This is a genomic window from Paenibacillus physcomitrellae, assembly GCF_002240225.1.
GTDB classification, from domain to species: Bacteria; Bacillota; Bacilli; order Paenibacillales; family Paenibacillaceae; genus Fontibacillus; species Fontibacillus physcomitrellae.
The window spans coordinates 4,528,876-4,555,169 of sequence record NZ_CP022584.1 but is presented as its reverse complement, the minus strand read 5'-3'; the positions used below and the strand labels follow the sequence as shown (position 1 = coordinate 4,555,169).

At 49.8% G+C, this 26,294-nt stretch carries 23 protein-coding genes; 6 read left to right on the top strand and 17 right to left on the bottom strand.

What is annotated here, in order from left to right:
* Window positions 1-7: 7 nt before the first annotated feature.
* Window positions 8-2,335 carry a helicase C-terminal domain-containing protein gene (locus tag CBE73_RS20510; protein WP_174704784.1) on the bottom strand — a complete coding sequence of 776 codons (2,328 nt, stop codon included), beginning with the start codon at window positions 2,333-2,335 and terminating at the stop codon, window positions 8-10.
* Window positions 2,336-2,620: 285 nt separating this feature from the next.
* Between CBE73_RS20510 and CBE73_RS20505 the strand changes: the two genes are divergently transcribed.
* From CBE73_RS20505 to CBE73_RS20495, 3 genes are all read left to right on the top strand, one after another.
* Window positions 2,621-4,066, top strand: coding sequence for a SpoVR family protein (locus CBE73_RS20505; RefSeq protein WP_094095826.1), 1,446 nt, complete (start codon window positions 2,621-2,623; stop codon window positions 4,064-4,066).
* Between the two features lie 153 nt (window positions 4,067-4,219).
* On the top strand, window positions 4,220-5,260 hold the full coding sequence (locus CBE73_RS20500) for a HEAT repeat domain-containing protein (RefSeq protein WP_094095825.1): 1,041 nt from the start codon (window positions 4,220-4,222) through the stop codon (window positions 5,258-5,260).
* A 306-nt stretch (window positions 5,261-5,566) separates the two neighbouring features.
* Window positions 5,567-5,926 (top strand): nucleotidyltransferase domain-containing protein, encoded by a 360-nt coding sequence (locus CBE73_RS20495; RefSeq protein WP_094095824.1) that lies wholly within the window; start codon window positions 5,567-5,569, stop codon window positions 5,924-5,926.
* Between the two features lie 273 nt (window positions 5,927-6,199).
* Here the strand turns inward: CBE73_RS20495 and CBE73_RS20490 are convergent, their stop codons facing one another.
* Window positions 6,200-8,095: a PrkA family serine protein kinase gene (locus tag CBE73_RS20490; RefSeq protein ID WP_094095823.1), complete on the bottom strand. Its 1,896-nt coding sequence runs from the start codon at window positions 8,093-8,095 to the stop codon at window positions 6,200-6,202.
* A 332-nt stretch (window positions 8,096-8,427) separates the two neighbouring features.
* Between CBE73_RS20490 and CBE73_RS20485 the strand changes: the two genes are divergently transcribed.
* Window positions 8,428-9,168 (top strand): DUF2161 family putative PD-(D/E)XK-type phosphodiesterase, encoded by a 741-nt coding sequence (locus CBE73_RS20485; RefSeq protein ID WP_094095822.1) that lies wholly within the window; start codon window positions 8,428-8,430, stop codon window positions 9,166-9,168.
* A 53-nt stretch (window positions 9,169-9,221) separates the two neighbouring features.
* On the opposite strand, the gene CBE73_RS20480 is transcribed toward CBE73_RS20485, so the two are convergent.
* Window positions 9,222-9,710 (bottom strand): aminotransferase-like domain-containing protein, encoded by a 489-nt coding sequence (locus CBE73_RS20480; RefSeq protein ID WP_094095821.1) that lies wholly within the window; start codon window positions 9,708-9,710, stop codon window positions 9,222-9,224.
* Between the two features lie 206 nt (window positions 9,711-9,916).
* On the opposite strand from CBE73_RS20480, the gene CBE73_RS20475 reads away from it, so the two are divergent.
* Together CBE73_RS20475 and CBE73_RS20470 are read left to right on the top strand one after the other, a co-directional pair.
* On the top strand, window positions 9,917-10,327 hold the full coding sequence (locus CBE73_RS20475) for a hypothetical protein (protein ID WP_094095820.1): 411 nt from the start codon (window positions 9,917-9,919) through the stop codon (window positions 10,325-10,327).
* Window positions 10,324-11,397, top strand: a complete 1,074-nt coding sequence (locus tag CBE73_RS20470) for a phosphodiester glycosidase family protein (RefSeq protein WP_094095819.1) — start codon at window positions 10,324-10,326, stop codon at window positions 11,395-11,397. The genes CBE73_RS20475 and CBE73_RS20470 overlap by 4 nt, the downstream gene beginning before the upstream one ends.
* A 125-nt stretch (window positions 11,398-11,522) precedes the next feature.
* Here the strand turns inward: CBE73_RS20470 and CBE73_RS20465 are convergent, their stop codons facing one another.
* From CBE73_RS20465 to CBE73_RS22725, 14 genes are all read right to left on the bottom strand, one after another.
* Window positions 11,523-11,777 carry an AbrB/MazE/SpoVT family DNA-binding domain-containing protein gene (locus CBE73_RS20465; RefSeq protein WP_094095818.1) on the bottom strand — a complete coding sequence of 85 codons (255 nt, stop codon included), beginning with the start codon at window positions 11,775-11,777 and terminating at the stop codon, window positions 11,523-11,525.
* Between the two features lie 275 nt (window positions 11,778-12,052).
* Entirely contained in the window at window positions 12,053-12,517 is a 465-nt protein-coding gene (gene trmL / locus CBE73_RS20460; protein ID WP_094095817.1) for a tRNA (uridine(34)/cytosine(34)/5-carboxymethylaminomethyluridine(34)-2'-O)-methyltransferase TrmL, read from the bottom strand.
* Between the two features lie 153 nt (window positions 12,518-12,670).
* Window positions 12,671-13,759, bottom strand: a complete 1,089-nt coding sequence (gene serC, locus CBE73_RS20455) for a 3-phosphoserine/phosphohydroxythreonine transaminase (RefSeq protein WP_094095816.1) — start codon at window positions 13,757-13,759, stop codon at window positions 12,671-12,673.
* A 199-nt stretch (window positions 13,760-13,958) separates the two neighbouring features.
* Window positions 13,959-15,383 (bottom strand): type I glutamate--ammonia ligase, encoded by a 1,425-nt coding sequence (gene glnA / locus CBE73_RS20450; protein WP_094095815.1) that lies wholly within the window; start codon window positions 15,381-15,383, stop codon window positions 13,959-13,961.
* A 274-nt stretch (window positions 15,384-15,657) separates the two neighbouring features.
* The gene (gene aroF / locus CBE73_RS20445) at window positions 15,658-16,701 is read right to left on the bottom strand and encodes a 3-deoxy-7-phosphoheptulonate synthase (RefSeq protein WP_094095814.1); all 1,044 of its coding nucleotides are present in this window, start codon (window positions 16,699-16,701) and stop codon (window positions 15,658-15,660) included.
* A gap of 344 nt (window positions 16,702-17,045) precedes the next feature.
* Window positions 17,046-18,008 (bottom strand): 4-hydroxy-3-methylbut-2-enyl diphosphate reductase, encoded by a 963-nt coding sequence (locus CBE73_RS20440; RefSeq protein ID WP_094095813.1) that lies wholly within the window; start codon window positions 18,006-18,008, stop codon window positions 17,046-17,048.
* A 40-nt stretch (window positions 18,009-18,048) separates the two neighbouring features.
* Window positions 18,049-19,524 (bottom strand): sensor histidine kinase, encoded by a 1,476-nt coding sequence (locus CBE73_RS20435; RefSeq protein ID WP_094095812.1) that lies wholly within the window; start codon window positions 19,522-19,524, stop codon window positions 18,049-18,051.
* Between the two features lie 2 nt (window positions 19,525-19,526).
* Window positions 19,527-20,216: a response regulator transcription factor gene (locus tag CBE73_RS20430; RefSeq protein WP_094095811.1), complete on the bottom strand. Its 690-nt coding sequence runs from the start codon at window positions 20,214-20,216 to the stop codon at window positions 19,527-19,529.
* A 106-nt stretch (window positions 20,217-20,322) separates the two neighbouring features.
* On the bottom strand, window positions 20,323-22,038 hold the full coding sequence (locus CBE73_RS20425; protein ID WP_094095810.1) for a S1C family serine protease: 1,716 nt from the start codon (window positions 22,036-22,038) through the stop codon (window positions 20,323-20,325).
* A 171-nt stretch (window positions 22,039-22,209) separates the two neighbouring features.
* Window positions 22,210-22,866, bottom strand: coding sequence for a response regulator (locus tag CBE73_RS20420; protein ID WP_094095809.1), 657 nt, complete (start codon window positions 22,864-22,866; stop codon window positions 22,210-22,212).
* Window positions 22,863-23,900 (bottom strand): sensor histidine kinase, encoded by a 1,038-nt coding sequence (locus tag CBE73_RS20415; RefSeq protein WP_094096448.1) that lies wholly within the window; start codon window positions 23,898-23,900, stop codon window positions 22,863-22,865. The genes CBE73_RS20420 and CBE73_RS20415 overlap by 4 nt, the downstream gene beginning before the upstream one ends.
* A gap of 5 nt (window positions 23,901-23,905) precedes the next feature.
* Complete coding sequence (liaF, locus tag CBE73_RS20410) at window positions 23,906-24,841, bottom strand: cell wall-active antibiotics response protein LiaF (RefSeq protein WP_094095808.1); 936 nt, start codon at window positions 24,839-24,841, stop codon at window positions 23,906-23,908.
* A 195-nt stretch (window positions 24,842-25,036) separates the two neighbouring features.
* Window positions 25,037-25,270 (bottom strand): hypothetical protein, encoded by a 234-nt coding sequence (locus CBE73_RS20405; RefSeq protein WP_094095807.1) that lies wholly within the window; start codon window positions 25,268-25,270, stop codon window positions 25,037-25,039.
* Between the two features lie 92 nt (window positions 25,271-25,362).
* Window positions 25,363-26,202, bottom strand: coding sequence for a 3D domain-containing protein (locus CBE73_RS22725; RefSeq protein ID WP_373286364.1), 840 nt, complete (start codon window positions 26,200-26,202; stop codon window positions 25,363-25,365).
* Window positions 26,203-26,294: the final 92 nt, after the last annotated feature.

Below are 26,294 nucleotides of genomic sequence, written 5' to 3'. Positions count from 1 at the left end.
TTCAGCTTCAAATCGAAGCCGGATGAACCCGCTTATATTCCCGCCACTCTTCCGGCAGCAGAGAACGGTAAGGATCTTGGGCAAACCGGTCATCCACCAGCACCAGCACCCCTTCGTCCTGCTCGGTCCGGATCAGCCTTCCTCCGGCCTGCAGCACCTTGTTCATTCCCGGAAAGATATAAGCATAATTAAACCCGTTGCGTCCCGTCTGATTAAAATAATCCCGCAGCATATTGTTCTCAAGCCCAATTTGCGGCAGACCGGTGCCGACCACGATCACGCCGCCGAGCCGGTCACCGGGAAGATCCACGCCTTCCGAGAAGACGCCGCCCAGTACGGCAAAACCAAGGTGCGTCCGCTCAGGGTTCGGCTGGAATCCTGCCAGAAACGTTTCCCGCTCCTCCTCCGACATGGAGGACTGCTGCAGAACGACGTCCACGCCTTCCCCTTCTTCCTGCACATACGTATCGTATACTTCCTGCATATATGAATAAGAAGGGAAGAAGACAAGCAAATTGCCGCCGCTCCTCTCCTCGCAAACCTGCTGGAGCAGTCTGGCGATCGTCCTTTTGGAACTCTCCCGGTCATTGTATCTGACCGACAGCGGAACAAGCCGCACATCCAGCTGTTCCTTGCGGAACGGCGAAGGGATGCTGAGCGTGTAATCTTCTTGATCCGCACCAAGCATGTCCCGGTAATAGCTCATCGGAGACAAAGTGGCCGAGAAATAAATGATCGAGCGGTAACCTTTGCCGGCCTGGCGGAGCAGCTCCGAAGGATCGAGGCAAAACAGCTTGATTCGAAATTCGGTACGGATGATTTCGGCATACGTTAAATAATGGTCATCATACAGCTTGGCCATCCGGATAAAGTTTTGCGCCATAAAATAAGTGCTGAGCAGTTCTTCCTGCGCCTCAAGACTAACCTGGGAAGACGCCGCCGCTCCGTTTGCGGCCAGTTCGATTTCGGCAGCCTCCACGAATTTTTCGAGCTTTGTGATCAATTCCTCAGGTAGTTCGGCCTGGATGATGCGCCCTTCGCTGCTGCAGTTGTTCTTGACCGCAGCGAGGAAGGAGTTGACCTCTCCGGCCGCTCGGGAAAGGCCCTCATTCGCCGCCTTATATTCGCTTTTGATGCTGAGAAACACCGATTTGATCAGCTCTGCTGAAAACATGGCCCGGCCCCGGTCGACCAGATTATGGGCCTCATCCACCAGTACAGCCGTTTGTTTCTTCTGCTCCTCGACCAGCCGCTTCAGGGAAACACGCGGATCAAAGATATAGTTGTAATCACATACGACAGCATCAGCGGCATAAGCGATGTCGAGCGAATACTCAAATGGACAAACCCGATGCTTCCGGGCATAGGCCTCTATGATGGGCCGGGTCATGATTGTCTCATTCTCCATGATATCCAGCACCGCACCGTTGATCCGGTCGTAATAACCTTCGCATAAGCTGCAATGTCCGGCATCGCAGGCTTCCTCTTCCTTGAAGCAGATCTTGTCTTTCGCCGTAATCGTCACCGAGTTCAGATGGAGACCTTGAGCCTGCATCCTGGAAAAAGCCTCCTCGGCCGTAGCCCGCGTTGTCGTCCGTGCCGTTAAATAAAAAATCTTACTGATATGCCCTGCCCCGACCGCTTTGACGGCCGGAAACAAAGTGGACATCGTTTTTCCGATGCCTGTCGGCGCTTTGGCCATCAGCCCTGCGCCTTCCTGGATCGTTTTGAAAACCGCTCCTGCAAGCTTCCGCTGGCCCGCCCGGTAAGATGGGAAGGGAAACGGAAGCTCCGCGATCGATCCGTTCCGCTCTTCTTCATGCCGTCTCAGCATTTCGGCATACGGCGCATAAGCCGCGATCACTTCCAGCGTATAGGCTTCCAGCTCATCAAAGGTATGAGAAACGAGCAGCTTCTTCTGCTCACCACTTCCGGTCCGCACGTAAGTGAGCTGAACCTGCATGGACGCCAGCCCCTCCGCCTTGGCATACATGTAGGCATACATTTTCCCTTGGGCCCAATGTACCGGAAGACCGTCCTCCAATTCCTGCAGCGGCGCGGCCGTGGATTTTATTTCGTCAATCGTCCATTGACTATCCAGCTGGATGAGTCCGTCGCAGCGTCCTTCTATCTTAAACAGTAAATCGCCATAAGGGATTTCGGCGGACAGAAACACTTCCTTCTGATCTGTCTCGGCATAGGTTTTCTGGATGCTCTGATGAATCCGGGTGCCCTCCTGCATCGTGGCATTGGTCCGGAAGCCGCCCGTGATACTGCCGCTCCGGTAGACATACTCGACCAATGGCCGGACGGAAATCGCTATTTCGTATGACAAACAAACTTCACCTGCCTGACCATATTCACTTGCGTTATTAAATGAACAAAGCCGGATTCCAATGAATCCGGCCAACAAAAATCCCCTTGTCCCGTCCTGCGACAACCCATCTTGATAGGTGTGCAGCTTATCTGAATTATAGCATAAATTTTCGCACAGAGAGATCCCCTATGCCGAGTTCCTTTTAGGAGATTCCTTATAGCGAGGGCAAAGGCTTTGTCATGATCAAGGCTTCCCGTCCATAAACTTAAATAGACCAAATAAGTCCTTACGGAGGGATCGAAAATGAGTCAGGATGAAATCAACCAGTTGGAACGGGCAATCGATCAAATCACCGAAATAGCCGAAGGCTTCGGTCTTGATTTCTACCCCATGCGTTATGAGATCTGCCCGGCCGACATCATATACACCTTCGGCGCTTACGGCATGCCGACCCGCTTCAGCCACTGGAGCTTCGGCAAAAGCTTCAATAAAATGAAGATGCAATACGACCTCGGACTAAGCAAAATCTATGAGCTGGTGATCAATTCCAATCCCTGCTACGCTTTTCTGCTCGACGGCAACTCCCTGGTCCAGAACAAACTGATCGTGGCCCATGTGCTTGCACACTGTGATTTCTTTAAAAATAATGTCCGGTTCTCCGCCTCCAACCGGGATATGGTAGAAAGCATGTCCGCTACAGCGGAACGGATCGCCCAATATGAATTAACCTACGGTTCCGATAATGTCGAAAAATTTATCGATGCCGTCCTGTCGATCCAGGAGCATGTCGACCCTCAAATCATCAAACCCCGCAAGCTCGACAAACGCCGCTACACCGAGGAGAAAATCAGGGAAGCCAAGCAGGAAACCAAACAAGCTGCATCAGAAGGTGCCTATCAGGATCTATGGTCATTGGATGAGCTGGGTACTCCGAAAGCCCCCGAAGATCCAGATGCCGCCCGGATCCCCTTCCCGCCTGAACCCGAAAAAGACCTGATGTGGTTCATCCAGGAATATTCCGAGATACTGGAGGATTGGCAGCGGGACATCATGACGATGCTGCGGGATGAAATGCTCTACTTCTGGCCGCAAATGGAGACGAAAATCATGAACGAAGGCTGGGCTTCGTATTGGCATCAGCGGATCATGCGCGAGCTCGATTTGACGAGCGACGAAACGATCGAATACGCCAAGCTGAATTCGTCTGTCGTCCAGCCGTCCACGCAGAGCTTGAATCCCTATTACTTGGGGCTTAAAATCTTTGAGGACATCGAACGGCGTTGGGATAAACCGACCGAAGAGGAGCAGAGCCGGCTCGGCCGGAGGCCCGGCAAAGGCCGCGAGAAAATTTTCGAAGTGCGGGAGCTGGATATGGATACCTCCTTCATCCGCAACTACTTGACCAAGGATCTGGTGAAGGACCTGGATCTGTACGTATTCGAGAAACAGGGGCCGGAGTGGAAAATCACCGACAAGACTTGGGAGCATATCCGCGACCAGCTGGTTTACTCCCGCGTGAACGGAGGCAGCCCTTATATCGTCGTAGTCGACGGCGACTTCAAACGCACCGGCGAGCTGATGCTGCAGCACCGTTATGAGGGCATCGAGCTCGATCTAAAGTATCTGGAACGTACGCTGCCTTACGTTTATACGCTTTGGGGCCGTCCCGTGCATCTCGAAACAGTAGTGGAAGGCCAGAAGGCCATGTTCAGTTACGACGGAAAAAAACATTACCGCAAAATGTTATAGGCCTCGTAGTTAAGCTTAAGTGGCACAGCGGCATAGCCGCATATGCTCCTCTCTCTAATCCTTCGGCTCATTCCTTTGCGGGTTTGGGCCGGGGGATTTTTTGTGTGATATAATAAAAGCCACTCTTGTTTACAAGAAAGGAATAGAAAAGTTATGTACACTTCCGAACAGGTCAAAGCGTACCTGACCCATAAAGACGACATTGTCAGCAACGGAGCGATCCAATATTTTGCCGAAAGCTTTAATTATACGGAAGGCATCATGGAGCGTGTGCTGGACAAGCTTTCCGGGTCTCTCACGCCGGACCGGATTTATCTGCATCTTGTTTCCTCTTTTCCACAATCGGCCGAAACGGTATCCCGGATGGCCAAGCTGCTGAGCAAAAGCTCTCTCAAAGGCAACAGCCGCCTACATATTCAGCAAACGCTGCTAAGCAGCCCTCCTTCCCTGCTGGAGCAGGTGCTTGCCGAGCTGCAACCCCTGCAGGACGAAACCAGCGTGAAAGCCGAAGAACATATCCGCATCGGCCAAATGGAGCCGGAACAGCTCCGCGAAACGCTGCAGCAGATGATTGAAGCGAGCCGGGGGCTGGAATACGATGATCTTGAGTACGATTATCTCGATTATCTGGTTAACGTGGCTATAAGCAAACAAGCTTTGACTCCCGAATACGTAATCAGCAAGCTCGAGCAAGCCGATCCGGAAGACACTGCCAATTATGAGTCGGTTTATTACACGCAGGCAGCCGGAAAAATGAAGCTGGCTTCCGCTGTGCCGCTGCTCATCGACTATTTGGCCTCGACTAACGACCTGCTGGCAGAGCAGGCGTGTGACGCCTTGGTCCGCATCGGGTCGGAGGACGTCGTGAGCCGGCTCGCCGAACGGTACGCGAAGGAACAGGACGATTATTTCAAGCTGTATGCCGCCGATTGCCTCGGGCGCATAAGCGACCCTGCCGCTGAACCGGCCGTTCTTTCCCTCCTGCAGAAGGAGCGGAATTTAACGCATGCCACCAAACTGGCAGCCAGCCTGTGCTTTATGGGCTCCAAGCAAAGCATCCCGGTCATAACCAAATTGATAGAATCCGGCTATGACGACGATTATCTGGATTTAAGGGAACCCCTTTACTTGAACTGTGTCATGAATGAAGTGGAATTGCCTCAGCTGTTGGAATGGAGAAAAACCTTCCTGTAAGGCGGGATTAACAAAGGCGCGAGATCTAGCTTAACCGAACGCGGGACGTTAGCGCAAAGAACGCTGCAAGCCAAGGCTTGCAGCGTCTTTGTGTTCATTGGCACGCCTATACCTGACATGAACATCCCGCGAAACAGGTATCTTACACTACAAAGAAGAGCAGTCGAACAGTATTATTTTCTAATAAATGTAATTTAAACACTGAAAAAATATTCAAATCGCTTTTTCATGTCAAATACATTTACATTTAAGTCAGATTTATATATGGTAGAAGCAAGAAATGATGAAAATAAAGGAGTGGAAATTATGGCCGGGTTAACCGAGGAACAGAAGGTTCAGATTGTCCGCTGTCTTGCCCGTCATTTTCAAGCTTATTCCGTTGTCCTGTTCGGTTCCGCAGCCAATCAGTCGCTTTGGAAGGACAGCAATGTCAATGTTGCTTATTTATCCGACTCCTCACTTTCATCCGAAGTTCAAGCCAAAGCCGTTCACGAATTGTCTTTATTTCTGGACAGAGAGGTCATGATCGTCGATTTCAACAAGGCGTTGCCCGCTCACAAGGCTCAAATCGTCAGCAGCGGCGTGCTGCTTTACGACCGGAAACCTGTGACCCGGCAGTATGTATTCAAACGAGCGCTGAAAGAGTATGTTCTGAATCATCCTTAATGCGAGATCCCCTCAAAATACCCTCCCTATCAGACCCTGATCCGGTGCCAGCCGTTGATCAGGGTTTATTTTTGATCCGACAGTTTTAGACCAAACAGCTCTTCCTTCAGGCGGTTTCACCGTTAAACACCCCATAACAAAAGAAAGACCGGGTTTCACCGGTCTGGTTTTTACACTATTTAAAGTCTATTTCGGTCCATTTCAGTTTATTCTTGGTTTAGGCCCAGGTCTATCTCGTCTTTCCCGGCTTCCTACCCTCACAGCTTCCTCACATCAACGGTTCAGCAGCGATCCCACATAACGAAGCAAATCATTAGCCGAGACGGTTGAATAGCCATGTTCGTCGACCAGACGTTTGATGACCTCGTTGATCCGTTTAAGCTGCGTCTCATCCGGCGTTTTGGTCGAAGTCGTGATTTTGACAATGTCTTTCAGGTCAGCGAACAGCTTTTTCTCGATCGCTTCGCGCAGACGGTCGTGGTGATGGTATTCGAATTTTCTGTTTTTTCTGGAATAAGTCGAGATGCGGATCATGATTTCTTCGCGAAAAGCTTTTTTGGCATTTTCGGAAATGCCGATCTGTTCTTCGATGGAACGCATCAGGCGCTCATCCGGATCAAGCTCCTCGTCGGTCAGCGGATCGCGGATTTTAGTCCAGCTGCAGAAGGCTTCGATGTTATCCAGATAATTTTCGAATAGCGTTTTGGCCGACTCTTCAAAAGAATAGACAAACGCTTTCTGCACCTCTTTCTTAGCCAGCTCGTCGTATTCCTTACGTGCGATCGAAATAAAGTTCAAATAACGCTCGCGTTCTTCTTTGGTAATGGAAGCATGTTGGTCAAGGCCGTCCTTGATCGCCCGCAAAATATCGAGCGCATTGATCGAATCCAGATTTTGTTTAATCAGAGCACTGGAAATCCGGTTGATGACATACCGAGGATCGACGCCGGACATGCCTTCATCCAAATATTCGTTCTGCAGCTCCTTCAAATCGGCTTCCTTGAAGCCCTCCAGCTCCTCACCGTCATACAGGCGCATTTTCTTGTACAGATCGATGCCCTGCTTTTTGCTTTCCTTCAAACGGGTCAGAATGGAGAAGGTCGCAGCCGCTCTAAGCGCATGCGGAGCGATATGAATGTGCTTCATGTCGCTTTGCGAGATAAGCTTGGCGTAGATTTTTTCCTCTTCGGATACTTTCAGGTTATAAGGAATTGGCATTACAATCATCCGCGATTGCAAGGCCTCGTTCTTTTTATTGGAAATAAATGTTCGATACTCCGCTTCATTCGTGTGAGCTATAATCATTTCGTCCGCGCTTATGAGCGCAAACCGCCCCGCTTTGAAATTCCCTTCCTGGGTCAGCGACAGCAGGTTCCACAGGAATTTCTCGTCGCATTTCAGCATCTCCTGAAATTCCATCAGGCCGCGGTTCGCTTTGTTCAGTTCACCATCAAACCGGTAGGCGCGCGGATCGGATTCCGAGCCGTATTCGGTAATCGTCGAAAAGTCGATGCTGCCCGTCAAATCGGCAATATCCTGGGATTTGGGATCCGATGGGCTAAATGTACCGATGCCGATCCGGGCGGATTCGGACAAAATAACGCGTTCTACGCGGACTTTTTCAATGTCTCCGCCGTATTCCGTGTCGAGCTTCAACCGGCATACCGGGCAAAGCTCGCCTTCGATCCGGATCCCGAACTCCTTCTCGAATACAGGACGCAGCTCGTGGGGAATCAGATGCAGCGGATCTTCTTGCATCGGGCAGCCTTCAATGGCATAAACCGCCCCTGCGTCCGTTTTTGAAAACTGCTCCAAACCGCGTTTGAGCAGCGTGACCAGCGTAGATTTGCCGCCGCTGACCGGACCCATCAGCAAAAGAATCCGCTTGCGGACGTCCAGCCTTCTGGCCGCGGAATGGAAATATTCCTCTACCAGCTTTTCCAGCGGACGGTTAAGCCCATAAAGCTCCTGCTCGAAAAACTTATAGGTTTTGTGGCCCCCCTCTTCCTCAACCCCGTAAGAACGAATCATTTCATAAACCCGGGCATGCGCAGTCATAGCCGGTCTGGGATCTTTGCGCAAAAGTTCGATATATTCCTTAAACGTGCCGCTCCATGCTAATGAGTCGTGTTCTGCCCGATAGGCCGCTATTCGTTCGAAAATATCCATGATCGGTACCTCCTGTGCTCCGCTTTTAGTATTCGCATCCTTCCCGCCGCCCTTTAATAAGGTACTGCACTGAATCTATTTTGGAAAAAGATTATTACATAACTATGCGCCCGGCAGCGGGATTATTGCTGTTTTTTAAGCGGGCTTACGTTCATTTCATCCGAAAAAAATAGCTTCCACGGCAGGTAATCCCTGAGCGCCGGAGGCGGCCTATGTTAAAATAGACAAGGATGATTTCAGGTCTTGGGAGCCAAGCAAATTAGAAGGCATGAATATAAAGCGAAGGCCAAGCCCGAACAAGAACCGACAAGCAAGTAAAGGAGAAGCTGTATATGGCTGTCCAGCATGAAACGGAATTATACAAACCTTTAAAACAATATTTCGAGAAATTGGGTTATCTGGTGAAAAGCGAGGTCCGGCACTGCGATCTGGTTGGCATTCACTCCGGGCAGACCGAACCGCTGATTGTCGAAATCAAAAAAACGTTTAATCTCGCCCTGCTGCTGCAAGGACTGGAACGGCAGAAAATGACGCGCGAGGTTTATTTAGCGGTGGAACGAAACCGCGCCAAAAAAGGAGCCCACAACCAGCGGTGGAGCGATCTGACTGCTTTGTGTCAGCGTCTGGGCCTTGGACTGATGACGGTAACCTTTTATAAAACGAAATCTCCGTTCGTAGAGGTGCTCTGCACGCCGTCCGGCTACGAAACCGGCCGCCGGGCTTCCAAGCTCCGCACCAGCAGGCTCATTAACGAATTTCACGAGCGTTCCGGCGATTATAACGTCGGGGGGAGCACCGGCCGAAAGCTGTATACCGCCTACAGGGAGAAAGCGCTGAAGGTAGCCGCTGCTGTTCAAGCGGGCGGCCAGATTTCGCCCAGAAAAGCCAAAGAACATTCCGGCGTTTCGGCAGCGGCGGCGATCATGCAGCACAATTATTACGGCTGGTTTCAAAGGGTAGCCCGGGGAAGTTATGTTTTGACCGAGACCGGAACGGCGGCCCTCGCCGAATATGAGACGATGCTGCGAAACCTGGAGCGGGCGGAAGCGGCCCCGGGGCTGGAGGAAGTTTAGATCATAAGGGATTGAGAGATCCGCAGAGGGATTGAAACAGCTGATCAGGCTGCTCAGGGATCGTCCTGATCCAGCCGGGCCGTGAAGGCGCCTATGGCAGCCGCAACTCGGTCCAGTCCGACGGCAAGCTGGGCGCAGCCGTAACCGGTATAGCTGAGCCGGATCAGCCGGTCACGATCGGCGGCAGGCTCTGTGGTGGCCAGCGGGCCGGGCAGGAACGCTGCGCCTTCCAGCAGGGCGGCACGGAGCAAGGCCGTGCTGCTCAGCCCCTCCGGCAGGCGCAGCCAGATATGGCGGGAGCCGGCGGCGATGATGGCCGTCCCGTCCCAGGACGGCTCGGCGAGCTTCGACAGCATCAGCTCGCGGCGCGCGGTGTATTCCTGCCGTAGCGCCTCCGGCACTTCCGGATCCGGCTGACCTTCATCCGGAATCCGTCTGTCCTCCAGCCGGTCCCAGGCCAGATTAATAAGCCCCTCCTCTTTTTCAAGCCTCCTGATGTTCGCCTTCCAGCTTGCCAAACCTTCGTCAAAACCTTCACTCATCTTACATCCCCCCTTATCCTCTTATCAGCCATTCGCTTATCCGCCGTTTGCGTTGTTACCGAAAATTGTAACGCCGGACAATCCTGCCGGGCAAGTTGCCGTCTTTTCTGGAATTCTATGAAAAGAATGTCGTATTTTTGCGAAAGAAATGTCATCATGCTAGAATAAAACCTGTTAAAAAATTAATAGATTTCAGAGGTGATAGAATGCCATACGCTGCGGAGCAAGTTTCCACATCTTCATCGACGCGCAACCAGAGAAAGCGGGGACCTTCCGTAACCGTGTTTTTAGCCGTATGGATTTTGCTGATAGGAGCCGGAGTTGCAGCCACCGTGATGTACAGCAATCATATGAAGAAACAGATGGTTGAGGAACTAGACGCCAAATGGCAAGGTCAGATCTCGCAAATGCAGTCGGACTATCAATCCCGGTTAAAGACACTAGATGGAGAAGTCGCCGATCTGCAGACCAAGGTCGAAGCTTTTAATGAACTTCTTACTTTCACTAAAGATAATGCCAGCAGCAAAACGGATAACAGCAACCAGCTTTACACCCAATTAAATGAAGTGAAGAAGCAGCTGAGCGAGCTGCAGAAGAAAATGGATCTGCTCAAATGAATATTCAGGTCAAACAGGTCAACCGTTTTTTCCTGCTGGCCACTGCCCCGTTTCTGGGTTTTCTGCTGACGCTTTGGATCAGCAGCCATTCCTTGGACTGGAACACCGGCAATACCTTGTTTGAGAGCCAAGAGGATACGACCATTGTCGAGAAAACTCGCTCCATATCGGCAGGATTGTCGCAAGCCGAGGAAACGGCCCATTACACGGTCTCTACTATTAAGAAAACAGCCAACTTGTATACGCAAACGACAAAAGCGATGAATGACATCGTCAAAACAACAAAAGAACAAGCCGCACGTCCGGAAACTATCTACAATAAACGTATTGTTTCCCGGCTTGGCGTTCCTTTCCAGACCTTTCAATCGGATCGTATCCGCCTTGAATTATACAAGCTGAATTCCGGCACCTACCAAGGTTATGCCATGAAAGTGAAGCTTAAGGATGCATCCGCTATGAAAATGGTCCTCGGCAACGATTCGCTGGGTGGTTCTGAAACCACCCTGCATGCAGTTAACCGCTATGGAGCGATTGCCGGCATTAATGCCGGAGGATTTGCTGATGCGGGCGGCAGCCGGTACCCGCTCAGCACGACCGTTCTGAACGGCAACTATCTGACCGGCTTTGAACCCAGCTTCAAAGATCTGGCTTTTGTCGGCTTAAGCAAATCCGGCAAGCTGATCGGCGGCAAATTTTATTCGCAGCAGCAGCTTGATCAGCTCCAGCCGATGTTTGGCGCGACCTTTGTGCCGGTTCTGCTCAAGAATGGCATACGGCAAGGGATTCCCGATAAGTGGAAAACCTCCCCGTACCGGGCGCCCCGTACGGTCATCGGCAATTATAAAGACGATCAGCTGCTGATCGTGGTCGTTGATGGCTATAACGAAAACGGAGCCTCCGGTGCTACGCTGGAGGAACTGCAGAACAAACTGATCAATCTGGGTGTCAAGGATGCATACAATCTGGACGGAGGCGGCTCCTCCTCTCTGATCTTTGGCGGCAAAGTCATTAACCATCCTTCCGACAAAGCCCTTCGGCCGGTGCCTACACACTTTTTATTCTTCAAATAACAAAAAAAACAAGCGTCTCCTTCCCCAAGGAGGCGCTTGTCCATTTATCGGCTTCATTTAAAGCCTTCTGCTGAATTGGCATATATAAGCAGCATATACAAAGCTGTCAGCTCTAATTATATGTATCAGCCCAATCTGCGAAGACCATTCATTTCAGTCAGGCACTGTTTGCAGATCGTACGTTCTTTGAATTCTGAAACTTCTTCCATGGAACCGCAAAATACACATTTTGGACGATAACGCTCCAAAATAATATGATCCCCCTGAACCAAAATTTCGACAGGATCTCCCTCGTTCATTTGATAACGTTTGCGAAGAGATTTCGGCAAAACGATTCTTCCCAATTGGTCTACTTTACGTACAACACCGGCTGGTTTCATTTGGCACCTCTTTCTATAAGAAATATTTGCGGATAGCATTTACTTGTTAATTCGACAAAAATAAATCGAATCCTGCCGAATTTTATTTTTTTATTATCTTTTTTTGTTTGATTATAAAAAAGAATTATAGAACTGTAATGAAAAGGGTTACAGCAAAAAACCGGCAGCAAAGCTGCCGGCTTCTAATTTAAAACTATTAAGACAACCTGAACGTAAGGCTATCGAAATGCAGGCCTATAAGAACGCTTCACAGCCGCATCTCTTGACGGTCCCGCTTACCCCATGCCCGGAAAATCAAGCTGACGCAACGCTTCGTATACAATAATAGCCGCTGAATTCGACAAATTCAGAGAACGAACCTTGTCTGTCATCGGCATTTTCATTGCCGTCTCCCGGTTCTTTTCAATCAGCTCCGGCGGAAGGCCTTTTGTTTCTTTGCCAAAGACCAGAAAGTCGCCATCCTGGAACTTGAAGTCATGATAATACTTGTTCGCTTTGGTCGTAGCATAAAAATATCTTCCTTCCGAATAAGCCGCCTGCAGCTCCTCGAAGGAATCGTGATATTCAATGTGAACGGCATACCAGTAGTCCAAACCTGCGCGTTTGAGCGTCGCATCATCCGTGCGGAAGCCAAGCGGACGAACCAAATGCAAATGTGTGCCTGTCGCCGCGCAGGTTCTGGCAATGTTGCCGGTATTGGCCGGGATTTCCGGTTCAACAAGTACAATATGTAAAGCCATGTTAAAGACACCTCTTTATAAGATTCTGAGAAGACAGCTTTAATTTCACAGTCTTTATATTATACCAAAATAATGCGCAGAAAAAAGAACCCCACTCTTCAGCGAAGAGTGAGGCCCTGGTTCTGGAAGTTGTATAAGTTCTGAATCTACATCTTAATGATTGCTGCTTTTGAAGTCCTCCATGAATTGCACCAAAGCTGCGATGGCTTCAAAAGGCACAGCATTATAGATAGAAGCACGAAGTCCGCCGACGCTGCGGTGACCTTTAAGTCCAACGAACCCGGCAGCCTCAGACTCCTTCACGAACTTCTTCTCCAGGTCTTCGGAGCCGAGGCGGAAGGTTACGTTCATCAAAGAACGGCTGTCTGGCTGGGCAAAGCCGCTATAGAAGCCTTCGCTCTGGTCAATAGCCTCATACAGCAGCCCGGCTTTCTTCCGATTAAGCTGTTCGATGCCGGTTAACCCGCCCTGCTCCTCGATCCATTTCAGCACTTCGTTGACCATGTAAATCGAGAAGGATGGCGGCGTATTGTACAAGGAATCATTTTTATAATGCGTATCATAACGGAAAATGGTCGGTAAATGTTTAGGCGACTGCTCCAGCAGCTCTTCACGGGCAATCACAACCGTCACGCCGGAAGGCCCCAGGTTCTTCTGTGCGCCCGCATAAACCATGCCAAATGTCTCAAGATCAAAAGGACGGGACAAAATATCACTGGACATATCGGCGATCAAAGGAACGCTGCCGGTATCCGGATATTCGAAGAAAGAAGTGCCTTCAATCGTTTCGTTGGAAGTAAGATGGACATAAGCCGTTTGCTCAGGCAGTTCAAGTTTACTGAGATCCGGAACTTGCCGGAATCCGGCAGACTCGGAGGAAGCGGCTACAAAGGCCTCGCCGACCAGCTTGGCTTCCTTCAGCGCCTTATCAGCCCAGCTGCCCGTTCTGACATAACCGGCTGATTTCCCTTCAGATAAGAAGTTCAGTGGAATCATGGCAAACTGTGTAGTCGCTCCGCCCTGCAGAAATAACACTTTGTAGCCGGAAGGACTGCCAAATAATTTTAACAATCTGCTTTGAGCTTCATGATGCACGGATTCATAAACCGCTCCACGGTGAGACATTTCCATAATGGACATGCCTGTCCCCTTATAATCCACAAACTCGGCTTGTGCACGCTGCAGCACCTCAAGCGGCAAAGCAGCAGGACCCGCATTAAAATTGTAGGCTCTCTTGTTCAAAAGACTCCCATCCTCTCATCATCTGTCACTGCATTTATGAATTATCATAGCAACTCACAAATATTCCATCAAGAGTTAACTCGCAATTTTTTTATTATTTTAAAGGAATAAAGCGTTAAAGTAACCAATTGTTCAAAAATAAAGAGAACCCTCCGGCAATCCGGAAGGTTCCTTTGTTGCTCTTGGCAAGACTTTGATCTTACAGGTCAAAGTAAAGGCTGAATTCATGCGGATGAACACGAGTAGAAACCGCTCTTGCTTCATGGCGTTTGAAATCTACAAAGTTATCGATAAATTCTTTAGTAAATACGCCGCCTTCAGTCAAGAATTCATAGTCGGCAGCCAAAGCGTCAAGCGCCTCGTCCAGGGAACCTGGAACGCTGCGAATATTTTCTTTCTCGGCATCGGACAGTTCGTAGATGTTTGTATCGAAAGGACCGTAGCCTTGGGCTCTAGGGTCGATTTTATTTTTGATGCCGTCCAGGCCGGCCATCAGCATAGCGGAGAATGCCAGGTACGGGTTCGCTGTGGAGTCCGGTGTACGGAACTCGATCCGGCAGCCTTTAGGTGTAACAGCTGCAACCGGAATACGTACTGCCGCAGAACGGTTGCCTTTGGAGAATACCAGGTTGACCGGGGCTTCGTAGCCAGGAACCAGGCGTTTAAACGAGTTGGTGCTTGGATTCGTGAAAGCGATCAGCGCCGGTGCATGGTACAGGATACCGCCGATGTAATGCAAAGCCGTTTCGCTCAGGTTTGCGTAAGCGCCTTTTTCATAGAACAATGGCTCACTGCCGTTAAAGATCGATTGGTGAACGTGCATGCCGCTTCCGTTGTCTCCAAACAATGGTTTAGGCATAAATGTCGCTACTTTACCTGCTTTATAAGCCGTGTTTTGAACAATGTATTTATATTTCATCAGGTTGTCTGCTGTTTTGAGCAAAGTATCGAAACGGAAGTTGATTTCCGCTTGGCCTGCTGTCGCCACTTCATGGTGATGACGTTCTACAACAAGGCCGGCTTCTTCAAGCAAACGGCACATTTCGCTGCGCAGGTCTTGACCTTTGTCTGTAGGAGCTACAGGGACATATCCGCCTTTAACAGGCACTTTGAAAGCAAGGTTTCCGCCTTCTTCGTTACGTCCGCTGTTCCAGCTTGCTTCTTCGGAATCTACGGAGTAATAGGACTTATTCATGCCGCTTTCGAAACGTACATCATCAAAGATAAAAAACTCGGACTCCGGAGCAAAGTTAGCATGTGTACCGATGCCGCTGTCTTGCAGGTATTGTTCAGCCCGGGCTGCAATGCTACGCGGGTCGCGCTCGTAACGTTCGCCTTCAGGTGTATAAATATCGCACAATACGTTAAGTGTCGGGTGAGCCGTGAAAGGATCTACGAATACAGAACCGCTGTCAGGCATCATAACCATATCGGATTCTTCAATTCCGCGGAAACCGGGGATAGAAGAGCCGTCAAACGCAACACCGTTAACGAATGTATCTTCATCCACTGCAGTAGCCGGCAGAGAGATGTGATGTGAACGGCCTGCCAAATCAGTAAAACGGAAATCCACCCACTCAATCTGTTGTTCTTCGATTAATTTCAAAACATCCTGTGCTGACATCCTTTTTTCCTCCCAATCACGAACATTAAAGCGCGAACCAACGATTAACGTTCATTTTTATTTATTTTTGTTGTCGTCATTATAAATCTCAAACAGGTTAGCCGTCAATAGCTATGTAAGGTATTTTCGATGATTATGTCAGGTATTATCACATTTACCCCACTGCTGTAAAGCACAAAATTTAATAGCCCTTCGGCAAGCCGAAGGGCTGTGGAAGAACACCTTGTTATCCTGATCCTTTACATCCAGAAAACGGTCATTCCTACGGACGTGTTTAATTTACTGCTGCCAGATCCGGCACCCGAAAGCTTCGGCCTACAAGCGGGGCCAGCTTGCCCAAGTCCTGGAGCAGGGCTGCAAATTGATCCGGGAACAGAGACTGCACGCCGTCACCGGTCATCGAATTGTCCGGATCGGTATGCATCTCAACAATCAAGCCGTCTGCGCCTGCGGCAACGGAGGCTTTGGACATCGGCTCAACCAGCTCGCGGCGCCCGGTGCCGTGACTTGGGTCCGAAATCACAGGCAGATGGCTGAGCTGCTTCAGGGACGGAATCGCTGCTAAATCAAGCGTATTCCGGGTGTAGGTTTCAAAAGTACGGATCCCGCGTTCGCATAACATCACATTAGGGTTTCCGCCCGCCAAAATGTATTCAGCCGCATTAAGCAGCTCGTCATAAGTGGCGCTGAAGCCTCTTTTGAGCAGAACCGGTTTGCCGCATTCCCCGAGCTTACGAAGCAAATCAAAGTTTTGCATGTTCCGGGTGCCCACCTGCAGAATATCTGCATATTCCGCGCAAATGTCCACGTACTCCGGCGTCATAACCTCTGTGATCGTCAGGAGACCATGCTTCTTCCCGGCTTCGGCCATCATAACCAAACCCTCTACCCCAACGCCTTGGAAGCTGTATGGACCTGTACGGGGCTTGAAAGCACCGCCGCGAAGCACTTGAGCCCCTGCTGCTTTGACGAGCGCCGCAATTTCGTCGATCTGCGAGGCCGATTCAACCGCACATGGACCGCCCATAATAACCAGTTCCTTGCCGCCAATCTTCACATCGCCGACTTGAATAATCGTATCCTCCGGATGGAAATCACGGCTTGCAAGCTTGTAGGACTTCGTAATCTTCACCACATTCTCCACATCTTTCATTTGTCTTAAATGCTCAGCCAGCGTTGGCTCGATCCGGCCAATCAAACCGATGATCGTACGGTCATTACCTTGGGACACATGGGTTTGAATGCCCTCTTTCTTTATGAATTCCACGATTTCCATGACTCGTTCTTCCGGTGTATGTGCTGAAGTAATAACGATCATTCCTGCACTTCCTCTCTCTCTTATATTTAAGTAATAGGCCCTCTATATAAATAGCCTCACACAATCCTCCGACTTGTTCTTTCACACTTAAACGCTTGTTAGCTTTTAAGCTTTTAATCACTAAAGTAAATATAACCGAGGAAACCCTCTTCGTCAAGATCATTTCTTTATCCAAGCCAAAAAGAAGCCTGCTCAGCAGCTTATTTATTTCCTGGATTTGTCCCCCGTCTCTAAGTCCCTTTTCTATGCATAGAACATATTTGCATTGTAAGCGCTCTATATAAATAGAAAAAACCCGCCAGCGGCGGGTTCCTGTTCATTATCAAATAAGCTTCAGGACAAGATTACGATTCAGAAGCTGAGGAAGCTTTGGCTTTTACCGGAGGCAGCAGCTTTTTCATATTAACCGTTCTTACCAGCGGCCAGGTTTCCGGTTTATCATCCTCATATTGCTCCAGGTAAGAAATAACCTCCTTGGTGATCGGCGTTGGTGTCGAAGCTCCTGAGGTTACAGCCACCCGTTTCTTGCCAATCAGCCATTCCCGTTTGAGCTCCGAAAGATCGGCAATCCGGTAAGCCTTAACACCGGCGATCTCTTCGGATACCTGGGCCAAACGGTTGGAATTGTTGCTGCGGGGGTCGCCGACCACGATGACAAGTTCAGCTTGCCCGGCCTGCTCTGCAACCGCTTCCTGACGTACCTGTGTGGCGAGGCAAATCTCATTATGCACTTCTGCCCCGGGAAACTTCTCGAGCAGCTTCTTCATGACATATTTGATGTCCCATTGGCTCATCGTGGTTTGATTCGTGATGAGAATCTTGTCAGCCTGAATATTCAGCTGCTCGATCTCCTCTTCTTTCTCAATCAAATGGACCTTCCCGGGCGCAACGCCTAAAGCCCCTTCCGGTTCTGGATGGCCTTTCTTCCCGATATAAATAATTTCAAAACCTTCCGCAGCCTTCTCCTCGATCAGGACATGCGTTTTGGTAACATCCGGGCAGGTGGCGTCAACCGTGGTCAGCCCTTTCTCACGTGCTCTGCGGCGAACCTCAGGCGAAACCCCGTGGGCCGTAAAAATGACAGTTCCCTGATCCACCTGATCCAGAATATCCAGACGATTGGCTCCGTCCAGCGTAATGATACCTTCGTCTTCAAATGACTGGGTAACATGACTGTTGTGCACAATCATGCCTAATATATAGATGGGCCGCGGGAGATCGAGGTTTTTGGCAGCCTGGCGCGCCAGCACCATTGCGTCAACAACCCCGTAGCAGTATCCGCGCGGCGATATTTTTACAATTTCCATGGCAATTAACCCGCCTTTCCTACTTCAACCCCATTATACCTTATTCTTTGGCAGCGTTAAAGGCGGCTGGAAGCCAAATGAGGAAAGTGGTACCTTCTCCTTTTCGAGTAAAGACTTCTACAGAGCCGCGGTGCTCATCGATAATCCATTTGCCGATGGACAAGCCAAGCCCTGTTCCAGGCGTTACGCCGCGCGACTGGTCGGCCCGGTAGAAGCGGTCGAAGATATGCTCCACCTCTGAGCGCTCCATCCCGATCCCGGTATCGGCAATACGAATGCCGAGCTGCCCGTCGTTTTTCAGCGTATCAATAACCACTTTGCCGGAAGGCGTGTATTTAAAGGCATTTTCAATAAAAATAAACAGCATCTGCTGCAAATAATCGCGATCGCCTTCCACCACCGCTCCTTCAAGCGCGCTGAGATCGCCCTGAAGCCACTCCGCTTTGCGCGGCAAAAACTGGGCACGGCGGATCACTTCGGTGACGAGCGGCTCCATTTCCACCGCTGTCTTCTCAATAGTCTGCCCTGCATCTGCCCGGGCAAGCGACAGCATGTCATTAACCAGGCGGCTCATCCGGCTGGCTTCATCCGCAATATCGCTGACAGCCTCGACAGACATTTGGTGCAAATCCACCTGGCTGAGCTTGCCCCCAGCCCCGTCCTCCTGCGTCCAAACCTTCTTCAGAAGATCGACATTTCCACGGATCGTCGTCAGCGGCGTACGCAGCTCATGCGAAGCATCCGATACAAACCGCCGCTGCGCCCCATAGGCTTGGTCCAGCTCGTTATAGAAGGTCTCCGTTCGTTCAAGCATTCGATTGACCGTACCAATTAACCGGCCGATCTCATCCTGCGGCCCATCATAGTCGATCCGCACACTAAGGTCATTGCCGGTCTGAATCTGGTTAGCGGCATCAATCACCTTACCGATCGGTCTCATAGAGGTACGGGCCAGGAATAACCCGAAGGTGGAGGCCACAACAATCGTAATGATGGAGCCGATCAACAGCACATGCCAAAGCTGATCCATGATCCGGTTCTCGGCAGCCGTATTAGCGGCAAGCTGAACAAGGCCGATAACGCCTGCTTGACCGTTAACAGTCGCCGTGATGGGGACGATCAGTACGCTGTAAAAGTTCCCCCCGACCGTCACATTCTCAAAATGCGCTTTCGGATTGCTTCCAAGCGTCCCTAGATCAGGGACCGGAAACTGCATCGCCCGGTTCTTCAGTCCTGTCGAAACCTGAGTTAAGCCTGAAATATAACTGTGGGTCTGCCAAAAAATTTGTGAATCCTCAAGCCGAATCCGCTGTGAAATATCCGGAGTAAGGTCAAACCCCTGAATGGTGGTCACGTTAAGCGAAGCGAGAGTCGGGTTGGCCTGGTCGAGAATTTTGTTCTTCACTTCCGTAAAGATATTATAGCGGACGATGCCGTAAATCGAAGCGCAGAACACCAGGAGCGTAACCGCCAAAATGCCTGTATACCAGGCTGTAAGTCTGAGCCTGATAGACATTTCTAGTTGTCTCCTCTCAGAATATATCCGGCTCCGCGAATGGTCTGAATAACCCGCTTCCCTCCATACTCTTCCGTCTTCTGACGGAGCATGGCAATGTATACTTCGAGGACATTGGATTCCCCGCTGTAATCATATCCCCAGATTTTGTCCATGATTAGGTCACGCGTAAGCAGCCGCCTTGGATTCTGCATGAATAAGTGAAGCAGATCAAATTCCTTCGCCGTCAGCTCCAGGCGGTTACCGGCACGCACGACTTCCCTGGCATCCAAATCCATAATAATATCTTCAAAAATCAACCGCTGTCCTCCGCTTTCTCCTGCCGGCTCCTTGCGTCTGAGCAGCGCGCGGACACGGGCCAGCAGTTCTTCCAAAGCAAAAGGTTTAACCAAATAGTCGTCCGCGCCGGTATCAAGCCCTTTAACCCGATTCTCGACCTCGTCTTTGGCCGTCAGCATTAGAATGGGCACCGTGCTCCCGCCCTCCCGCAGTCTGCGGCACACCTCAAACCCGTCAAGCTGAGGCATCATGACATCCAGGATGATTAAATCCGGATCCGTGGACAACATCATCTTCAGGCCTTCAAGCCCGTTGTTAGCGGTATAAACGTCATAACCCTCAAAGGCTAAGCCACGCCGCAGCATGGAAGTAATTTTCTCATCATCATCAATAACCAAAATGCCGTTTCTCACCTAAACATCCCCCAATGACACCATATTCCGAATATGAATAGAAGCGGTAGGGAGAATAACCCTGCCGCTTCCTCATTAAAGCCCGACTTGCAGCTGCACGTCAAGATTAAGGATTAGTTGTGCTGCTCGTAGAAGTCTGGAAATCGTTTTTGTTGCCGATCGTTACCGGCAGGTCGATCTTTTTGCCGTCGCGAACGATATTCAGCGTAATTTTATCGCCGACTTTTTTCTTCTGAATATAAGCAATCAGATCGTCAGCTGTATCGTAATTGGTGCCGTCTGCACCTGTAATAATGTCATATGGACGCATATCCGCTTGATAAGCCGGCGATTTGAACAGTACTTCCATAACCAGCGAACCTTCGGTTACGTTCGTTCCCATTTGCTTCGCAACCTGCGGAGTTACAGTTTGCAGAGTTGCCCCGATAAACGGCTCTGGTTTGGCCGGAATTTCTTCGTTGTTTTTCAGCTTGTCGAGCACTTCCGTAATCGTGCTGGTAGGAATCGCAAAACCGATACCTTGGGAATCCGAGCTTACAGCCACATTAATGCCGATAACTTCACCGTTCAGGTTCAGCAGCGGGCCACCGGAGTTACCTGGGTTAATAGACGCATCCGTTTGCAGCAGGTTCTGGTATTTGCGGTCTTTCTCCCCGTTCTCGCCGGCAATGGAGATTTCACGTCCTGTTGCACTAAGCACCCCAGCAGTAACCGTATGGTCAAAGCCTTGTGGGTTACCAATCGCTACCACGCTTTCTCCTACCTCTTCCTTGGTGGAGTCCGCCAGAGAGATAGAAGGGAAGTTGCCGTCGCCATCGATCTTCAGTACAGCCAGGTCAAGATCATAGCTTGTGCCGAGCACTTTGGCTTCATAGGGTTTAGTCGTTCCCTGAACCGTCACCTGTACAACGTCAGCACCGTGTACCACGTGTTCGTTCGTGAGAATATAGCCCGATTTATCGAAGAAAAATCCGGAGCCCAAACCGGAAGCGACCAACCCATCGTCCGTGCCGCTGCTGTTTCCGCCGCTGCTGCCACTGCCACTTCCGCCGCCGTTACCGCCGCCGCTTCCTCCATTACCGCCTCCTCCGCCGAACGGATCTCCGAAGAAGTAATTGAAGAATGGATCGTTATTAAATGAATTGCCTGCGCTACTGCTATTTGATTTCACCAGTGTTTCAATCTGTACAACCGCCGGTCCTGCCTGTTTGACAACTGAGGTCACATCTCCGCCGGAACCTACCGGCAGCTTCACGTTTGTAGCTGCCGAATCTGAAATGGCGTTGGAAGCTGCTGTTGCAGCAGGTGCTGCGGATAAGGCCTGCTTGCCGCCGGTGAACAGATTCTCGGAATCGGCATAATACATCGCTCCGCCCATCAGAACCATACCCGCCAGCACGCCGGCTACAACCGATTTGATCGGTGATTTAGGTTTCTTATTGCTGTACTGCCAATTCGGCTGATTTCGTCCGCCCGGATTGCCGGAATCGGAATTGCCTCCATTTGATGCGCCTTCAAAGGTCGAACGTGTCGGATAATTCGTTGGCATCGGGCGAACCGGCTGCGGCGGAGTAATCTCCACGTTGTCTTGGTTTCTTTGATCATAGCTGTCGTAAGCGCCTCCGTTATTCTCACTTTGGTCCTCACGGCTGCGGTCTTGAGATTGATATGGACCATAAGAATAATAGTAAGGTGTATTGGAGTCGGCCGGTCTTCTGTCATAATTGCTGGAGCTATTGTTGTTCAATTCTTCTTTATGGTTACGATCGGAATCACTGTCGAAACCGAAACCCTGGTTAGATTTGTTGTTTTGTTCGTCCATTGTTTATATCCTCCTCATCCCTGATTGGTTAGGGGTTATGTTCTTGATGCTTTTATTTTGTACTATAAACCTTAAGCATACCTTAAAAACAATTAAAAAGAAGATAAATCCCTAAATAACAGCAAGTTCCTCCAGGAATCGAAAAAACATAAACCACGCGCTATAGAATCCTCAGGATACCCATCCCTGACGGTGGGCATAGATCGCTAGCTGTGTACGGTCTTCCAGTTCGCATTTCATCAGCAGATTGCTGACATGGGTTTTGACCGTCTTGATGCTGATATGCAGCTCCTCGCCGATCTCTTTATTGCTTTTACCTTCCGCAATCAGCAGAAGCACCTCTTTCTCCCGGTCGGTCAGACCGGCTGTATCGCCCTGAACTGTCTTCTGACGGATTCCGCGTGTCAGCGCCTGCGCTACATCACCCGTCATAACCGGCATGCCCCGATAAGCGCCCTGCAGCGCATAAATCAGTTCTTCAGCCGACACCGTCTTCAGTACATAACTTACAGCGCCCGCTTCTATAGCTTCTACGACTAGATCATCTTCCAGAAAGCTGGTCAAAATGATAATTTTAATCCCCTCATGGCGGGCATTAATAAGACGGGTTGCTTCTGCTCCGTTCATGTTCGGCATCATTAGATCCATCAGAATAATGTGCGGTCTTTGATCTGCCTGCATTTCGTCTATCCTATTAACTGCCTGCTGGCCGTCGCAGGCCTCGGCCATCACTTCAAACTGGGGTTCAAGAGATAGATATGTTTTTAATCCCATTCTTACCATATCATGATCATCCACGATCATCACTTTAATTGGTCCATTACTCATGATTCTTCCCCTTTCCTTACATCCTCAAACTTCGGAATATGTATGCGGACTGTAGTTCCCGCTCCCGGCTTGCTGATAATTTCGGCAGTACCTCCAAGCTTCTCCGCGCGTTCCCGCATCGTCGATAATCCATATGAGCCCTGCTTCTGCACCGAGGAACTAAAGCCTTGACCGTCATCACTCACACTGAGCACCACCTGCCGTTTGGATTCCTGCAGCGCCAGACTGACCAGCTTGGCTCCCGAATGCTTGACGATGTTAGCCATAGCTTCCTGGATGATCAGAAACAGCTGATGCTCAATCGCTTCTGACAGCTGCCCCTTCAAATCCAGATCGATGATTCCTTTAAGCCCGTTCTGACGGCAGTAATCCGGAAACCATTGATCCAGCGCCTGCGACAAAGACTTATCGACCAGTTCCATGGGGCGAAGCTGCGCAATGAGCGCCCTCATTTGCTTCTGGGCTGTATTGGACATTTGGATCAGCTGATCCATGACTTTGCCGCCCTGCTCGGGTCTGTTTTCCAGAATCTTGGGTAAAGACGAAGCGGCCATATGAACAGCAAAAAGCTGCTGGCTCACCGTGTCGTGCAGATCACGGGCGAGCCGCCGCCGTTCTTCCAGCACCGCCTTCTCAGCGGCTTGTTCCTTATTGGTCACTTCCTGTTCCCCAAGAACCTGCAGCAGATGCATCTTCTTCTCGACCGCATCCGTCATCCGGTTAAATTCACCGTATATGCCGGCGAAGGTCATATCCGTTGTCTCGGGAATCCGGACCGATAAATTTCCTTTGGCCACCTGCAGCATGCTTAAATGAAGCAAGTCGAGCCGGCGCTGAATACGCTGGCCTGCTATATACCCAATTACGACGGTGAACACCACGATTCCAGCCACATAATAAATCCACACTCTCGGGTCAGAAACAACGATGTAGTCCGTGCTATTTCCCGCATATAGAATTCCTGCCGTCAATACGCCCGTAAGCAGGAAGTAGAAGAGCAGCTCCCACTTCGTGCTTTTAAGCACCTTCATCATCATTTTCAGCCCACCCTGTTGATCCGGATATCTCCAACTAACACGCTGACGTTCAATTTAATTCTTTTACTTGTTTCGTTATAATTCGGAGTTTTGGAATTGATGCTGCTCATGAAACCGCCCGACTTCTCCTGAAGCACCTTCATATCCCCAATAAGCGAGTTCGAAGCAACCGAAATGCCGAGATCTGCATCTACAGGCACAAACACCTTCACATCCCCGATAAAAGCTGAAACATTGATTTTGGTTTCTCCGTAAGGAATTTGCGCTTTCGTCAGGTCGATGATCGTGTCCCCGATAAAGTGGGAAATATTTGCCGGCTTCAGCTCGAAATACTGATCCCCCAGCCGCACGTCTCCAATAAAACCCGACCGGTTGATCTTGTCATCCGGATCTGAGTTCCTATATTCATGTTTAGGCCGCTTAAGCTCCTCTTCCTGTTCCCGGCGTTTCTTGCTTTCATTAGGAAAGGCCTGCTCAAACGCTTCATCCAATGTTGACCCGAAATGAGGATCCAAAGAAGGATCCAAAGGGGGAGGAGGTGGAATGACCGGCTCTTCATAGCTTCCGGTTCCGGTACCCAAATCTGAACGCTGCCGTCTGGACGGACGAAACATCACCGACAACCCCGCCGCAATCAGAACAACAGGCACGGCATATTTAAAGAAGTCACCTACGGACAAAGAGATCAAATTCAGATTTCGCGCCAGGAAAAAAACGCCCACAACCGTGACTACCAAACCTCCAAAAACAGAACCGCTGTTACGTGCGTTGTTCGTGAGCTGCGATAAGCCCGCCAAGATGACGAATACCGGCCAGTAAGTCGCAAACAATTCGCCAGGGCTAACGTGTATATAACCCATCATGTTCAAGAGAAGCAGTACCCCTGCCGCAAGCAGTATAAGCCCCCCAAACATTCTGCCAGTCCATCCTTTAAACATATTGTATCCCCCGTCTTCCTTAACTTGTTAGATCATGCTTTTAGTTTAACGGACTTACGTGAAGCTGCATAGCGGCGGCAGATTGAAAGCGACTCGGTCTCCAGACCGATTCAACTGTCAAATTTGGGTATCCTTCCATTATGTAAAAACAAAGAAGATGCCGCTGAGGCATCTTCATTTGTTTTGGCTATCGCCTTATTTCGTTTGTTTCTGGGCTTTCGATTGCTGAACTTTCTTTTTAACCGGCTGGCCGCTCAAATCCGCGAATTCCTCGTCGAATTTTTCGTTCGGTGTTTTGTAGCCTGTGCTTTGAGCCATACCCGAAGTACCTGCAGATTTTACTTTTTGTTGAACAGGATTGCTGCCCAGCTCTGCAAATTCTGCGTCAAATTTCTCGTTCGGTGTTTTGTAGCCTCGGTTTTTAGCCATGGGTAAAGCACCTCCGATAATAATTTTGGCTGCCGTAATGACTAGCCGAAATGTATTATGTGGAGCTTTAAATGCCGCTATACAGGTAAACTTTAGATGGAATTTTCCCAGTTCGGGTCCATTAAATCCTCATTCACTTCAATGGATTCCCCGAACTTTTGGAGCATCTGCTCGGTCAGCTTTCCGGTGCCCCACTTGATCACGCGTACGTTGACCTTTTTCTTGCCCCATTCCTTAAAGACCTGCTTGGTCGTCGAGAAATACAAATCAACGTGATTGCCTTTGATCGCACCGCCTTTATCCGCTACTACCCCATATCCGTAACCGGGAATATAAAGAATAGTTCCCAGCGGAAAAACATTCAAATCCGCAGCGATAGTCGAAAGGGCAGCTTTATCGCGTCTGACCTTTACACCGGAATATGTAATCCCGTATTGCGGATGATTTGGGCGTTTGCCGGTAGACTCGTACCCGGCAGTATAGCCGGTGGCCAGCACCGTTACAATTTCGGACTGTTTAGGCTCCATGTTCCTCTTCTGCAGACCCGAAACGGTCCGCGCAACTTTTCCCGCATCCGACATGGCTTTGCCAATAACACTTCCTGCGCTGCGCACGGAATCTTCATCTTGGCTCTCATTACCACTAAAATTACCACTAAAGTCATTATTAAATGTAAAGTCTTGATCAAACGCTCTGGTTTCATAGTCGCTGTAAGAATAATAGAGATCATCCTGATTTAAGCCAAAGTTCATCATCGTGAAATCACTTAAATCGAGATCAAAAAGGTTGACCGCCGCTTCTTTATAAGGCTCCTGACTATACTTGAACCCGCCAAACGCGGCAGCTATCTCTTTGCCTTCGAAACTATTAAAAACCAATCCGGCTCCTATCAAAACCAAAGTGAGTTTTTTCCAAAATTTAAAATGGCGCATGTGAAATCCTCCCCCTTAGTCGCAAGGATGTCCACATACGCCAAATTTTATACCTTATTTTTCATACTCTATGATGCTCTATTAAATTTACC